This window comes from Mycobacteriales bacterium (assembly GCA_035690485.1).
Lineage (GTDB): Bacteria > Actinomycetota > Actinomycetes > JAFAQI01 > DASSKL01 > DASSKL01.
The window spans coordinates 1-14,974 of sequence record DASSKL010000091.1 but is presented as its reverse complement, the minus strand read 5'-3'; the positions used below and the strand labels follow the sequence as shown (position 1 = coordinate 14,974).

General features: G+C 70.6%; 10 protein-coding genes. All 10 read right to left on the bottom strand.

Going from position 1 to position 14,974, the window contains the following annotated elements; all coding sequences use genetic code 11:
• Positions 1-147: 147 nt before the first annotated feature.
• On the bottom strand, positions 148-2,610 hold the full coding sequence (locus VFJ21_13575; GenBank protein HET7408148.1) for an S-layer homology domain-containing protein: 2,463 nt from the start codon (positions 2,608-2,610) through the stop codon (positions 148-150).
• A gap of 88 nt (positions 2,611-2,698) precedes the next feature.
• Positions 2,699-4,918 carry an S-layer homology domain-containing protein gene (locus VFJ21_13570; GenBank protein HET7408147.1) on the bottom strand — a complete coding sequence of 740 codons (2,220 nt, stop codon included), beginning with the start codon at positions 4,916-4,918 and terminating at the stop codon, positions 2,699-2,701.
• Positions 4,919-5,166: 248 nt separating this feature from the next.
• A complete protein-coding gene (locus VFJ21_13565; protein HET7408146.1) occupies positions 5,167-6,078 on the bottom strand; it encodes a hypothetical protein in 912 nt (303 codons plus the stop codon).
• Positions 6,079-6,398: 320 nt separating this feature from the next.
• Positions 6,399-9,278, bottom strand: coding sequence for a hypothetical protein (locus VFJ21_13560; GenBank protein HET7408145.1), 2,880 nt, complete (start codon positions 9,276-9,278; stop codon positions 6,399-6,401).
• 65 nt (positions 9,279-9,343) lie between these two features.
• The gene (locus tag VFJ21_13555; protein ID HET7408144.1) at positions 9,344-10,207 is read right to left on the bottom strand and encodes a formate/nitrite transporter family protein; all 864 of its coding nucleotides are present in this window, start codon (positions 10,205-10,207) and stop codon (positions 9,344-9,346) included.
• Between the two features lie 70 nt (positions 10,208-10,277).
• Positions 10,278-11,291: an EAL domain-containing protein gene (locus tag VFJ21_13550; GenBank protein HET7408143.1), complete on the bottom strand. Its 1,014-nt coding sequence runs from the start codon at positions 11,289-11,291 to the stop codon at positions 10,278-10,280.
• A gap of 221 nt (positions 11,292-11,512) precedes the next feature.
• Positions 11,513-13,843, bottom strand: coding sequence for an S-layer homology domain-containing protein (locus tag VFJ21_13545; protein ID HET7408142.1), 2,331 nt, complete (start codon positions 13,841-13,843; stop codon positions 11,513-11,515).
• Between the two features lie 115 nt (positions 13,844-13,958).
• Positions 13,959-14,351 (bottom strand): PIN domain-containing protein, encoded by a 393-nt coding sequence (locus tag VFJ21_13540; protein HET7408141.1) that lies wholly within the window; start codon positions 14,349-14,351, stop codon positions 13,959-13,961.
• Positions 14,348-14,575: a type II toxin-antitoxin system prevent-host-death family antitoxin gene (locus tag VFJ21_13535; GenBank protein HET7408140.1), complete on the bottom strand. Its 228-nt coding sequence runs from the start codon at positions 14,573-14,575 to the stop codon at positions 14,348-14,350. The genes VFJ21_13540 and VFJ21_13535 overlap by 4 nt, the downstream gene beginning before the upstream one ends.
• A gap of 132 nt (positions 14,576-14,707) precedes the next feature.
• On the bottom strand, positions 14,708-14,974 hold a 267-nt coding region (locus VFJ21_13530; protein ID HET7408139.1), incomplete at its 5' end, for a hypothetical protein.

Sequence of the window (14,974 nt, the reverse complement as noted above, 5' to 3'; positions counted from 1 at the left end):
AGGGTCAATCTTCTGTCGTAGCTGGTCATTCTCCCGCACCAAGGTCGCGAACGACAAAGCAGGCTGAGCGGGCAGCTGGTGCGCACCGCGCCGGCCGGACAGGTGAAGGCGCCCCGGCCGGACGGTCGGGGCGCCTTCTCGGTCGGCTCAGCCGTTGAGCGTGTAGGTCTGCGACGGGGCAGCCGCACCACCCGCGTCGTGCGGCGGCGAGAGCGGGTTGACCCCGATCGTGTCGCCCTTCGCCATGCTGCCCGAGATCGTGATCACCACGGACCGGTGGTCGGCCTGCAGGACGGCGCTCTGCACCAACCCCTTGGAGTAGGTGTAGCTCTGCGCCGTGCCGGCGTCGTCGGACATCGGTTGGTTCCAGACGATCGTGAACGTGCTGTCCCCGACGTGGGCGTCGTCCTGGAACAGGTAGGCCCCGGCGTCGATCGCCTTGTCGCCGCTGTGCGCGACGTCCCAGTTGTTGCCCGCGGCATCGGTGATGCCGGTGGCACCGGTGATCGTCAGCGGGTAGGACAACGTCGCCGAACCGTCGCTGGCGAGGGCCGGCTTGAGCAGCGTCACGTGCAGGATCTCGCCGGCCGCCGACAGGCCGCTGGCCTGCGGGTCGACCTTGAAGCTCGCGACGCTGTTGGTGATGAGCCCGGTCTTGCCGGCGCTGTCGGTCACCTGGATCTGCGGCGACGAGCCGACCTGCACCGGCTGGTTGAAGTAGAGCGTCCACTGGTCACCGTTGTCGGCCTTGCCGGTGAACGGGTTGTCGACCTGGAGCACCGCTCCGTTGGCGAGGGTCTGCGGCAGCGGCACGGGCAGCGTGACGTTGTTGCTCGCCGCCGCGCTGCTGGTCGACCCGGAGACCCCGCCGCGCGCCACGATCAGGTAGTCGTAGGTGCCCGTCGGCTGGCCGAACAGCGTGACCGACGCGCCGGTCGCGCCCTGCTTCGCCAGCTCGCCGGAGTCGGCGGTGCCGTTGCCGTTGGCGTCGCGGTAGATGTCGTAGACCGCGTCGGCCTGCGGCGAGGCCGTCCACGTCAGCTGCACGTCGGTCTTGGCCGGCCCGCCACCGAAATCGCCCGCGGTGGCCTGCACATTGCTGGCCGGGGGCACGGTGTCGGTCGTCACGTTGAAGACCGAGCCCTTGGACGGGTCCTGGTTGTAGGTGACCTGGACGACGTCACCCGGGGTGAGCAGCGACTGGAAGGCCGAGCGGCTCGGCAGCTTGCCGGGGTCGCCCTGGTAGCCGAACTTGTCGTTGGGCCCGTTGAAGTAGTAGGTCGCGGTGGTCTGCCCGATCGGGCCGAGGCCGCCGCTGGTCGCGACGAAGTAGCCGATGCGCGGGTTGACCGCGTCGGGGTCGCTGACGACGGTGACGCTGGCGGCCGACGCGCTCGTCGCCGCCTGCGCGGGGACGTAGTCGACCTGGCCGGCCGCGACGAACGGCTCGGTCGCGAAGCCGCCGGGCGCCGTGTCGAGCTTGGTGTCGGCCTTGTTGCTGCTGGCGGCGGGCAGGTCGGCCCACACCACCGGGACGATGTCGTTGAGCGCGGTGGCGTTGACCGCGAAGGTCACCTGGCCGTTGCTGGGCTTGACGCCGTCGACCTGCGTCTTGGCGCTGCTGCCACCAGCGGTGGCGCCGGTGGCAGTGCCGTTGACCGACTCGATCGACGCGGAGCCGCCCGAGGCGATCGGCGTGGTCGAGGAGAACGTCACGGCACCCGTGCTGCCGTCGCGGCTGACCTGGCCGGCGGGCAGCAGCGCGATGCTCACGGTCGCCGCCCGGTCGACGCCGACCGTGTAGGTGGTCTGCTTGCTGAAGTCCTGCGCCTGCTCGGCGCTCGGCTTGGCGGTGAACGACTCGTTGCCCGCCGGGAACTTCGACGGCAGCTGGCCGAAGTCGACGTTGGCGTCGACGTCACGGGTGAGGAACGCCGCCATCTGGTCGCGCGTGACGGAGGCGTCGGGCGCGTACTGCGTGCCGTTGATGCCGCCGGTGATGCCCACCGAAGCGATCGCGTTGATGTCGTCGGCGAAGACGCTGCCCGCGATGTCGCTGAAGTAGGTGCCGGACACCGGGAAGCCGCTGGTGCCGATGACCTTGGCCTCGAGCCGGTTGAGGAAGGCCGCCATCTGCCCGCGGGTCACCTGGCCGCCGGGCACGTAGCGGGTCGAGGTCTCGCCCTTCACGACGAGCTTGTGGGCCAGCGCGTTGATCGCGTCCTGCTGCGGCTGCGGCAGGTTGCCGATGTCGGTGAACCCGGCCGGTGACGTGTCGAACGTCGCGCCGGACATTTGCCCGAGCCGGTAGACGAACAGCGCCATGTCGGCCCGGATCACCGGCTGCGTCGGCCGGTAGGTGCCGTCGGTGAACCCCTGCGTGATGCCGTAGCCGGCGAGGCAGCGGATCGCCGCGTCGAACGTGCTCCCCGACTGCACGTCGGCGAACGCGGCGTCGGGCACCGAGGAGGGATTGCAGGCGAAGCGGCTGATGTCGCGGATCTGCGGGGTCGCCGCAGCCGCCGGGGAGGCGGCGACGAGCCCGACCGGGACCGTCAACGCCGCCGCCGCCAGCCCCACCAGAGAACGTCGGAAGGGGATTTTGCTCATGACCCGAGCCTATGTAGACCTACCGACGATTCGAAAGGATGGTTCACAGGCGGCACTTCGGTGTGTCGCGGTCCCCGGCGAGGTGTTGTTACGAGCTCGGCGGGGTGGCGTATCCCTGGGTCACCATCAGGTCGAGCAGCCGGGCCAGGAACGACGCGACCTCCTCGCGGGTGACCGGCTGCGACGGGCGGAACGTGCCGTCGGCGTAGCCGACCGCGATGCCTGCCCCGGCCACGTCGTCGATGTCGGCCGCCTGGGCCGACCCGGTCGCGACGTCGGGGAAGCCGGCGGCCGCCGGGCCGAGCGGAGCCCCGTTGACGTAGTTGTAGGCGCGGTTGACGAACGACGCCATCTGCGCCCGGGTGACCGTGGCCTCGGGGTGGTAGAGGCCGTCGGCGGTGCCGCGCACGATGCCGAGCATGGCGAGCTGGTCGATCTGCTGGGCGAAGACGCTGCCCTCGTCGTCCGGGAACGCGTCGCGCGGGTTGGTCGGCAGCTGGCCGCCGGCGGTGGTCACCAGGCGGGCGATGAAGCCGGCCATCTGGCCGCGGGTGAGCGTGCCGCCGGGCGTGAAGGTCGACGAGGTCGTGCCGTGCGCGAGGCCCCACCAGGCGGTGCAGTTGATGTCCGACAGGTGCACGTCGTTCGCGAGCACGTCGGTGAACGGCGAGCTCGGCACCATGCCGGAGGGGCACGCGTCGGCCGTCGTACGCGGCGCGGTCGCGGGCTGCGTCGGCGCCGGGCTGGTCGTCGGCGAGGGGTCGGTGGTGCGGGTCGTCTGGGTCCCACCCGACGTGGGCTGGGTCGAGCTGCCCGAGGTGGTCCCGCTCGTACCGGTGCTGCCGCCGGTGCTGCCGCCGGTGCTCGTCGCGGAGGCCGCGATCCCGAGCGCCGGGGCGAGCTTCGACCACTGCGGGCTGCCGAGGCCCGTGACCATGTCGTAGCCGCTGCCCGCGGTGTAGGGCCCGGTCGACCCGGACGTGACGTCGCGGAACGTGGACGCCGCGGAGTAGAGCTTGCCGTGGATGTCGCCCATGCCGGTGGTGCGGCCCACGGCCGACATCGAGGCGGCCAGCGTGCCCGCCCACAGCGGGGTGGCGAGGCTGGTGCCGCCGCCGCGTACCCAGCCGCCGGCGGAACCGATGTAGACGGTCAGGCCGGTGTTGGCGTCGGCCAGGGCCGAGACGTCGGGCACCATCCGCGCGGAGCCGCTCTGGCCGATCGCCGACTGGTAGGTCGGCCGGTTGAAGATCGTGCTGGCCCCGCCGCCGCTGCCGGACCAGCCGGTCTCCGACCAGCCGCTGCTGGTCTGGTCGAGGGTGGTTCCGCCGACTCCGACGACGTTGGGGTCGGAGGCCGGGAACACCGTCGACAACGTCGTGTCCTGGTGCCCCGGGTAGGAGCAGCCGTAGGGGCCGTTGTCACCGCTGGAAGCGAACATCGTCGCCCCCGCGCCGAGAATCTGCTGGATCGGGGCGTCGAGGTTGTTCAACGTGTAGGCGTTGGTGTCGGCCTCGCACATGCCCCACGACATGGAGACCACCTGGACCAGGCCGTTGGCGGCGTCGGCCGCGATCTGCTTGTAGACGGCGAGCGAGCCCGCGTAGTCGTTGGTCGTGACGTAGACGCGCTGCTTGGCCGCGGGCGCAACCGCGAGCAGGGCCTCCACGTCCAGCGCGACCTCGAGGTCGCCGCCGTTGTCGGGCGTGGTCGTCGACGCGCCGTTGACCGAGATGCTCTGGATCTGGCCGGGCGCGAGGTTGATGCCGGCCGCCTGGGCGTAGGTCGTGGCGTCGGAGGAGTTCCAGCCGGAGAACTGGATCGTGGCGATCGTCAGGCCCTTGCCTGCGGTGCTGCTGGGCGCGACGGCGTACGCCGAGTCGATGTCGGCACCCGTGTAGCCGCCGGGAATCGCCATCGGGTGGAACATCGGGACGCTGTCGAAGCCGGCGACGCTGGTGACCGCGTCCTTGAGCGCGCCGGGTACGGCGGCCCGCTGCGGCTTCGCCCACCGGCTGATGTGCGTGCCGAACGCCTTGCCCGCGGTGCTCGGGCTGCCCTGGACGACGAGCGTGCTCCCGTCGCGGTGGGTGACGGTCAGCCCGTGATGGCGTGCCCAGCTCGTGACCGTGGCGGCATCGCCCGCGTGCTTGAGCGTGAGCACGGCGTGGACCGGCGTGCCCTGCTGCTGCGGGGTCTCCGCGGCGGCGGCACTCGCGATGCCGGCCAGGAGGGTGGCGGAGAGGGTGACGGTGGCCGTGGCTGCGGCGAGCGCAGCAGTGGCCGCCCGGGGGTGTCGACGTGGCACGTACAGGGCTTCGGCAGGCCGAATGCCACGCTGTTTCCCCCGAACGGACTAACATGCCCGATTCGCGTAGTTGCTTGTCGCGTCGGTTGTCTGCTCACGCGGCCGACCCACGCGCCGATCCCTCGCCACCCGGCCCGCCCGCGCCCCGGCCACCCGATGCGGCCCCCGCCGTCCCGATTCCTTGATCAGGGTCACTTCTGCAACGTTCGAACGTTGCAGCGTTACCCCCGTCGAGGCGACACAGCGAGTCACGCGGCCCGCCTCAGGGTGCGCAGGACAACGATGCCGGGAACGGGGCCTTTGAGCCGGCCCAGGCCATAGGCACGCACGTACTCCTCCACGACCGCCGGGCCGTCTTCGCGGATGCGACGCGGGGACGAGGCGAGCACGGTCAGCCCGTAGGACGTGAGCCGACTGCGGCGCCGCTCGGTCGCTTCGCGCTTCTCCGCGTAAGCGTGGTGTTCCTGCGAGTCGACCTCGTGGATGAGCGCCGCCTCGTGGCAGTAGCCGTCGACGCAGCCCAGGACGGTGCCGTCCGCGAGAGCCAAGGTGACGTTCCACTCGGGCTCCGGGATGTCGAGCCGGCCACGGAGGAGATCGCGAAACTCCGCCTCCGGTGCCGACCTGACGCCGGCCACAAGATCACCGATAGCTCGGTGAAGCGGTGTGCTGCCTCGTCGCGGGGCGGCGGCACCGGCGACCTCGAGCGCATCTACGGTCGTGAACCCGCGCTGCACGGCGTCTGCCGTCATGGCGCGAACGGTCCTGAGGCTGCGTCCGATCCCTGCCGCGACCAAGGCGTAAGGAACCGAGAGGACCGGCAGTTCGTGGCGCGGGTCGACCGGGATCGGCCGGCGGGTACGGCGTACGGCTATGCGCTCAGGGGTAGCCAGCCGCCGCGTGTGCGGGACCACGAGATGGATGGCGTCGGTCGACGGCAGGTACCGAACGCCGTGGATCTTCAGTGCGGTCAGGCTGTCTAGGGCTGCACCCTCACCGGCGTACTGGATCGCGGCCTGCTGCCACTGCTCGCCGGACGCGGGTCCGGGGCCGACCAGAAGCGTGCCGGGAAGCAGTCGCTGCCAGACCCCGCGACGAAGGCGATCGTTGACGACTGCGTCGGTGAGCCCGCAATAGCGAGCCTGGGCGCGCGTGACCACGCGCTGCTGGCCGGCGAGAAGGGCCGGCCACAACGCAGATGGTGCTCGACGCGGGGGCACGGCCCCACGTTGCCCGTCGGTCGCTTCATCGGCCAGGCGATCTCCGTCATCTGTGGATGCCGCCCGCGCATGAGGCAAACCTGGCCAGCTGGCCAAGGCCCGCCCGACGCCACGGCTCACCCAGCGGGCGGCTCGTCTGCGCCACGCGATAGATCTGCGGCGTTCGAACGCTGCAAGAGCAACCCTGATCTGGGAGGGCCCGGCAGCTCATCCGGGTGGCCCGGCGCCACGATGCCGCCGGGCCACTACGAAAGAGGGACTCAGAGGGTGGCGCTGGTCGCCGTGTCGCCGGCCGGCTGCTGGCTCTGGTCGGTCGCCGAGAAGACGGTGTTGCCGTCCGAGCCGAGAGTGCTCTTGACCGTGACCGTCTGACCCTTCTGGTAGGGGCCGCTGTTGACCGAGACCGTCAGCGTCTTGCCGGAGCAGGCGTCGATGCTCTTCGGGGTGGTGACGATCGTCGTCGAGCCGGTGACCGCGGAGATGTCGAAGTCGCCGAGGTCGACCGTGCTGCAGTTGATGTTCTCGTTGTAGACGATCGTGACCTGGCTGGAGCCGGCCGCCGACGTCACCGACGCGAAGGCCGGCGTGACCGTGGCTGCCGTGTCACCCGCGGGCTCGCAGTTGGAGGCCGTCTGGTCGGTGCACACGGTGTTGCCGTCGCTGCCGACCCGGGCGCTCACGGTGACCGTGCTTCCGGCCGGCACCGCGTTGGTGAGCCCGAGGATGACGCGGTTGTTGCTCGCGGTCGGGGCCGCCGACAGGGGGTTCGCGGTCGTCGTACCGGCCGGGGTCGTGACGGAGACACTGAAGTCGTTGCTGTCGACGGTGCTCGCATTGACGTTCGCGTTGTAGAGGACGTAGAGCGTCTTCGCGTTGTAGCCGAGCCCGAGCTGGGCCATCTGCGGGCGGGTGTTGTTGTCGGTCGGCTGGCTCGTCGCGATGTTGTCGCCGACGGCCTGGCAGTTGCTCTGCGAGGCGTCGGTGCAGACGGTGTTGTTGTCCGCGCCCTTCTGCGCCTTCACCGTCAGCGTCGACCCCTGCGGCACCGCGGCCGACAGCGTGAGAACCGCCTCGCCCAGGTTGTAGGTAGTCGTCGGGCTGATGCCGCTCGTGGTGTAAGAGCCGAAGTTGTCGCAGGAGACGGATGACACCGTGGCGTTCTGCGTGCCCGTGCTCAACGGGTTGGTGTAGGTCACCGCGAAGTCGACGAGCCCCGACGGGTCACACGACGACGCCAGGATCTGCCGGTTGTAGACCGCCGTGAACTTGGTCGGGGACAGCTCGGAGACGTTGACGAAGTGCACCTGGCCGCCGCCGAACGGCGTCGGCGCGGCCTGCACGCCACCGTTCGAGTTCTGCGAGGCGGCCCGGGCGGTGCCGGTCTGACCCTGCTGGTCGACCGCGGACACGAGGTAGCAGTACTGGTTGGCGGGCTGCCCGCCGGACGTGGCGTTGGTGTCCTTCAGGGTGTAGGTCACGTTGCTGCCGCCGTCGGTGGCCGTCCCGACCGCCGTCCACGGCGAGCTCGGCGGCGTCTGCGGCGAGCTGCCGGGAACCGGCGTGTAGGCCGGGCAGGCGTAGCTGGCGCTGCCCGACTGCGGCGGCGGCGTCGCTGCCGCGCGGTAGACGACGTACGACGCGACCGTGCCCGTCGCGGAGTCGTTCCACGTCACGGTCACGCCGCCGTCGGTGGAGTTGGTCGCGGCGCTCACGGTCGACGGCGGTGCCGGCGCGACGTCGTTGAGGCAGTAGGTGCTCGTCGCGCCCGGCGCGTAGGTGCCGGTCACCTGGTCGCCGGTCGACAGCCGCGCCTGGAAGTCGGCGTAGGTCGTGGACGTGCAGGTCTGCGACGCCGTGTTGAGGAGCTGGTAGGTGTCGCCGGAGTCGTAGCTGTAGGTCCCGGCGCCGCCCTGGTCGAACGTGCTGGCCGTCGGGTTGGTCACCGACCCCTGCGCCACGGATCCGGCCGGCGCCGAGGTGAAGAAGTTGACGGTGCCGCCGATGCCGACCGTCTCGGTCGGGTGCCCGGCGGAGTCGATCTGCAGCGCGTTGTCGCCGTCGGCGTTGTTGAAGACGACCGGTCGCACGCACTCGGCGCTCGAGTCGCTCACCTTGAACGTGAAGCTGCCGCTCGAGCCGACGTTGACGATCAGCTTGCTCTGGTTGAACGCCTGGTTGTTGACCGAGCTGATCACGCCGTTGACGGTGCCCTGCGACGCCGTGCCGGAGCCGGCGAAGACCGGGTTGGCGCCGGTCGTGTTGACGTTGGCGCAGGAGAAGAGCCACAGGTCGACCTGCGCGCCCGACGGGATGCCGGACGCCGTGAACGACACCGCGGTGTTGCGCGGCGCGCTCTGCGAGGTGGCCGGGGCCACGTTGTAGCCAGTGGACATCGGGAACTTGCTGGCGGCGACGCCGTTCTCGATCGCGAGCTCCAGAGCGCGGGCGAGGAAGCCGGCCATCTCGTCACGCGGGAGGCTCAGCGTTGGACCGTAGACGCGCTTGCCGTTCTGCACCATCCCCTGCACGACGCCGACCGAGGCGAGCTGGTTGATGTAGGTCTGCAGCGTCGAGCCGTTGTCGTCGTCGAAGTAGTCGGCCCCCGCGGGGGCGTTGATCGTCAGCATCGCGTAGTTGAACGAGCGGACGATGAAGGCGGCCATCTCGCTGCGCAGCACCGGTGCACCCGGGTCGAAGTGCGCGCTGTCGGTCTTGCCGTTGCTGATGCCGGCCTTGCCGATCGCGCAGATCGCGTCCTGCATCGACTGCGACAGGTTGCCGATGTCGACGAACTGGCAGGGCGCGCTGCCCGGCGGGCGGCCCTTGTTGGTGGCGGCCAGGAAGTTGGAGAGGAACACGGCCATCTCGTCCCGCAGCACCACCGCTCCGGGGTCGTAGGTCGCGGCGGTCTTGCCGTGCGTCACGCCGTAGGCCGCGATGCAGTTGATCGCGTCGCGGAAGACGTCGTTGGTGGTGTCGGTGAAACCCGCCGACGGGGTCTGGCTCGGCGGGCACGCCTGGCTGGCGAAGTTGGGGGCGGGCGGCGGTGTCGCGTTGGCGGCGAACGCCGTGCCCGGCAGGAACGGCATGGCCAGCGCAGCGAGCGCGGCGACGGACACCAGACGGCTGCGCACAGCCATGAAGCCTCCCCGGTCGTGAGTCGCGGGCGATCGTACGCCGATAGACCCGTGTTTCCGGGGACTTTCTACGCTTCCTCCCGCGCTTCCTGCAGGCGATGCGGAACCTGGAGCAACCGGAGCAGGGTCACCAGCCCGATGCCGCCCACGCTGTTGCCGAGGGCCGCCCACCCGGCCGACATCGCCCAGTCGCCGTAGGTGAAGCCGGCGTGGCCGGTGTGCAGCGCGGCGAACATCAGCAACGAGGCCACGATCGCGTGGTTGAGCGATCCGGCGCCGAGCAGGAAGGCCGCGGTGACCGCGGCGGTCACCTTGCCGCCGATCGACTCCGTGGTGTGCTGCATCCACGTCATCAGGGTGATCACGAGACCGCCGAGCAGGGCGAGCGCGAACGCCCGCCAGCCCAGACCGATGTCGACGTAGAACTTGCCGAGCTCCACGGCCTTGGGCCGAAGGTTCGGGAACCCCTCGATGATCAGCGCGGTCACGATCCAGCCACCGAGCAGGTTGAAGACCGCCGTGCCCGTCCAGAGCCTCAGCAACGCCGTCCAGGTGCACCGCTTGGCCGCGATCGCGATGACGGGCACGAGGAAGTTCTCGGTGAACAGCTCGCTGCGGGCCAGGGTCAGTGCGATGAAGCCGATGCCGAACGCCAGGCCGCCGAGCAGCTTGCTGCCGGTCGCGTGCTCGACGATCAGGAGGCCGAGCACGCCGGTCGCCACGTCGATGCCGCCGACGACGCCCGTCGCGGTGAGTGCCGACCAGCTGCGCCCGAGACGCCGCTGGCCTTCTTCGAGGGTGCGGGCGAACCCGCCCTCGGCGGAGAGCCCCTCGTCATCCTCGGGGGCGTCCTGGGTGGGGCGGGTCAGCTTCTGGCCCATCCGGCCAAGCACCTGGGGTCGCCGCAGGTCACCTGCGGTGCGCATCGCCATGGCGCAAGGGATCTCCGCGGCGGCGTACGACGTAACGTCGTGGCACGAGGGCCAGGTCGCAGTGCGACCTTCACCGCCGGGGCTGCGACTGAGGGGTGAAGTGGTCGACCGGCCGCAGCCAGGTGCGCGAACGCCAGCGCAGCCAGTCGGCGCGCTGGGTCGAGGGCCGGGCGAGCAGGAAGCCCTGGGCGTAGTCGACGCCCAGGGTGGCGAGCGTCTCGAGCTCGCTGGGGGTCTCGACGCCCTCGGCCGTCACGCTCGCGCCCAGCTCCAGCCCGAGCAGGACGATGGCCGTCACGAACGCGCGCCGGGCCGGGTCGCTGGTGATGTGGGCCAGCAGGGAACGGTCGAGCTTGATGCTGTCGGGGCGCAACCGCAGCACGTGGTGGAACGACGCATAGCCCGCGCCGGTGTCGTCGACGGCCAGCCGCAGGCCACGCTCGCGCAACGGAAGCAGCACGTCACGGATCTCGTCGTAGGTGTGTACGGCGGCGTGCTCGGTGATCTCGACCGTGAGGCGCGCCATGTCGACGCCGTCGATCGCGGCCCGGAAACGGGGGTCGAGGACCAGCGCCGGCGAGGCGTTGACCGACAACGTGATGCCCGACGGCAGGTCGCCGAGGAGGTCGAGCTGCTTGTGCAGGGCCACCAGCTCGAGCTCGACTCCGAGGCCGACCTCCTGGGCCTCGGCGAACCACAGGTCGGGCGGCCGGCCGTCGCCGAAGCGGGCCAGCGCCTCGACCGCCACCCAGCGGCCGCTGCCGAAGGACACGATCGGCTGCAGGGCTACGGTGATCTCACGCCGCGAGATCACCGCTTTCGTGCGCCGCCGGATCGCGTCGAGGCGCTGCTCCGCCGGCTGGTCCGCATGACTGAGCACCGTCACCTCGCGGACGGCCCGCCACAGCAACAGGCAGAGGACCACGAGCAGCGCGAGGCCGGCGCCCCCGAGCAGTGCGGAGCCGTCGGTCTCCCCACTCAGGAAGCGGCCCGTCTCGTCGCTGCCGAGCACCGCGGTCAACAGCGCGTCGACCGCGACCGCGAGCACCAGCAGCCGGACAGCACGCGCCGGCCCGAGCCGCATGGCAGGTCCCTCCTGTCACAGTCACGACAACTGCACCGTAAAGGACTGATATCGCCGCATGCCGATCTTGCCTCTCGCCACGCGGTGCGTCGCCCGCCGTTCGGGTGAAGAACGGGCGTATCAGGGCTGCCGACGCTCCCCGACCGCCGCGTTCCTTGATCAGGGTCACTTTTGCTGCGTTCGAACGCCGCAAACGTGACCCCGTCGCCCCTGGCCGCAGGTCAGCCGGAGGGTGGCTTGGCGTAGCCGTTGGTTACCAGCAGGTCGAGCTCGCGGGCGAGGAACGACGCCATCTGGTCGCGGGTCACCGATACTCCGGGCCGGTAGGTGCCGTCGGCGTAGCCCCCGGTGATGCCGGCGGCGGCCATGTTGTTGATGTCGTTCTCGAACGTGGAGCCGTTGTCGTCGGCGAAGTAGTCGTGCGGGTGGCTCAGCGTCTTGCCGGTGATCGCGGTGTAGGCGCGGTCGAGGTACGCCGCCATCGACCCGCGGTCGACCGGCGCGGACGGGTAGTAGCGCCCGCCGCTGCCCTGCACCACGCCGACGGCGGCGAGGGCGTTGATGTCGGCCTCGAACGGGTCGCCGTTGTCGTCGGCGAACTTGTCCGGCGGGTTGGACGGCAGGGACCCGCCGGCGGCGCGGATGAGCCGCGCGACGAACGCCGCCATCTGGTCACGCGGCACGACGAGACCCGGGGCGTACGACGTGGAGCTCACGCCGTGCGCGACCTGCCACCAGACCACGCAGTTGATGTTCGGCGCGTGTGGGCTGGACGGGTCGACGTCGGTGAACCCGGCGGCGGGCACCTGACCCGGTGGGCAGGCGTTGGTGGTGCTGCGCGGAACCGCACCGCCGCCACGGACCTGCAGCGGGGTGGGCGCGTAGGAACCGACGGTCGCCGAGCCGTTCGTCACCTGGGCGAACAGCCGGTAGCTGCCGGTCGCCAGCGCGCTGACGTTCGCGGTGCCCGACCCGCCGGTGCCCGTACCGGCCGGGATGGTGAACGACGCGACCGGCGGGCCGTGCTGGCCGCTCGGGGTGCCCGAGCTGTCGGCGTAGACGGTCACCTGCTCGTCGCCGTGCGGCTGCGTGGAGGTGTCGGACAGCTGGATCGGGAACGTGCCGCTGGCCGGGCAGTCGCCGAAGACCTGGACGGAGTCGACGTACCAGCGGCGCGGGCCCGGGTCTTCGTTCGGGTCGAACCGCAGGAACGTGATCTGCCCGGCCTGGCTCCAGGTGTAGCGCACGGACTCGGCGGCGCTCGGGTCGCTGGTGCCGTTGTAGGGGTCGCTCATGTCGATGAGCACGTCGTTCCAGCCGGGATAGAGGACGATCGGGCGGCTGACCTGCCAGGTGGCGGAGGTGTTGTACTGCGCGGTGCCCCAGACGACGCGCGCGACCGTGCCGCCGCCGGGGCCGCCGCCGAGACCGAAGGATCCGTCGTACCGCGTCAGGATCCGCAGCCGGTAGAAGCGGTGGGAGTCGAGCGCCGGGCCGAGCCGCAGCCAGACCTCCGGGTCGTTCTGGGTGGGGCCGGCGTTGGTGGCGGCCAGGATGCCGCCGGAGTAGGAGACGTTGCTCGCGTCGAGCAGCTTGGCGACGTCGGTCGGCTGGCTCATGTCCCAGGCGTCGCCGCGGACATTGGCGCCGTACTCGACGCAGCCGTACTGGTTGGGCGACTGCCAGTGCACGAGCGGCCGCTGGTCGAGGTGAAGCGTGTCGACGACAGTGCCGTTGACGGAGAAGTCGTAGATCCCGGCGGGGTAGGCGTCGGCAGGGAACGTCGCGCGGCCGCCGCTCGCCGGGATGGTGCCGGTGTCAGCGGCGGATCCACCCTGGCGGGTCCAGGTCACGCTGGTCGCGCCGGACGGCACGCCCTGCACCTGGTAGTCGCCCTGGCCCGGCTGGTAGATCCGGATCCAGGCGACCTGCATGTGCGCGGCGGTGCTGCTGGTGGCGTTGGGGGTGAGGATCAGCCGGCGGATCGCGCCGGACCACGCCGCCGGATAACCACCGCCGCTGTAGGCGTTGGTCAGCGGCATGTCGATCGTCTGCCAGCCGCTGCTCGTGACGTCGAAGAACGACCCGCCCTCGCACGACTGGGTCATGGTCGGGCAGGAGAACCAGAAGATCTGCCCGCGCGCGACGCCGGGCTGCGCGCTGAAGACGTCGCTCTTGATGCGGATCGACATGCGCGTGTAGGTCGAGGCGTCGATCGGATGCGCGCTGCCGTCGCGGCCCCACGGGATCGCGCCCAGCTCGGTGCGCACGAGGCTGAGCTGCTGCCCCTTCGCCGCAGTGAAGGAGAGACCACCGCTGCCGGTGGCGACGTTCTGCACGCTGCTGCCGTAGGGCAGCTGCCCCGCATCGGTGAAGTCCCAAGGCTGGCCGTACGCCGTCTCCGCGAAGTCGCTCGCCGCCGGCCGTGCCGTCGCCGCGGCGAGCCGGGTCGCCGGCTGGTCGACCACGACGGCGCCGGTCATGGCCAGCGCGCACACCGCGAGCGCCGACAGCACAGCGCGCCGGACGGTCGCCGGGCGGGAGAGGGTCACGGCGTCACTGTAGGAGCGCATCCCTTTGACTACAGGCCATCCCGGCGCCTGTGTGGACGTGGCGCGCCAGTGTGGACACGGCGTACGCCGTGAAGTCAGGCTTCGGCGACCGCTTTCACCAGAGCGTGATTCGCCGGGGGTGGCGGTGACGACGCAACGCGCGATCCTTCGTCACGAGCGGCCAGCCGGTCTCTATCGCCGTCGCGTAGATGATGCGATCGGCAGGGTCGCCGGGAAACGTCGAGGGCAGCGCCACGGCCGCGTCGGCGATCGCCGGGCTGAGACCCACGGTGCGCAGGTCGCGGGCCAGTTCTTCGAGCCAACTCCGCACGGGGGTGGCGAGAGCGATGCGTTCGTGCTTGGCAAGCCAGGCCAGCTCGAACCAGCTGATGGCGGAGACTGCCAGCTCGTCGGCGGCTTCGATGACCGCGGTAGCTTCGCCGCTCAGCTTCTCCGGCTCGCTCGACCACCAGTGCACGACGTGGGTGTCGAGCAACACCGTGCTCACGACGCGTTCCACGCCTCGCCCGTGGAGAACAGCTCCTCGTCGCTAGCGGCCGAGCGGGCCACGTCGGCCAGCCTCCCCTTCAACGACCGAGGACCGTGCGCCGGCACGAGTCGCGCGATGGTGTGGCCATGCTTGGTGATCTCGACTTCTTCGCCGGCTGCGACCTGCTCGAGAAGGGCGAGGAGCCCAGCCTTCGCTTCGGTGGCGGTCAGTTGACGGACCATGTGGTCACTATAACGGTCAGCGCTGAACCAAAGTGAGGGCTCGCTGGCTTCAACGACCTGGCCGCCGTCGGTGACGTGCCCGAGACCCACGAGGTACCCGAGCTCACGCCGTGGCCGTCGCGGGTCGGGTCGCTACCGGCTGCCGTGCGGGTTGCCGTGCCCTCCATGGCCGCCGCCGCTGCCTCCGCCGCTGGTCGACACCACCACCGTGAACGCCGAGCCTTTCGATGCGAGGGTGCCGGGAGTCGCGGTGAGCCCCTTTTGGACCAGCGTGATCGCGTCGTCGTTCCAGGCGGTATCGCTGATCGTGCCGGAGTTCTCGTTGCTGTCGGTGGCGCTGGCGCCGGAGAACGACACGGACCCGAAGTCGGCGAGCGGCAAAACGTGTCCGCCCACTGA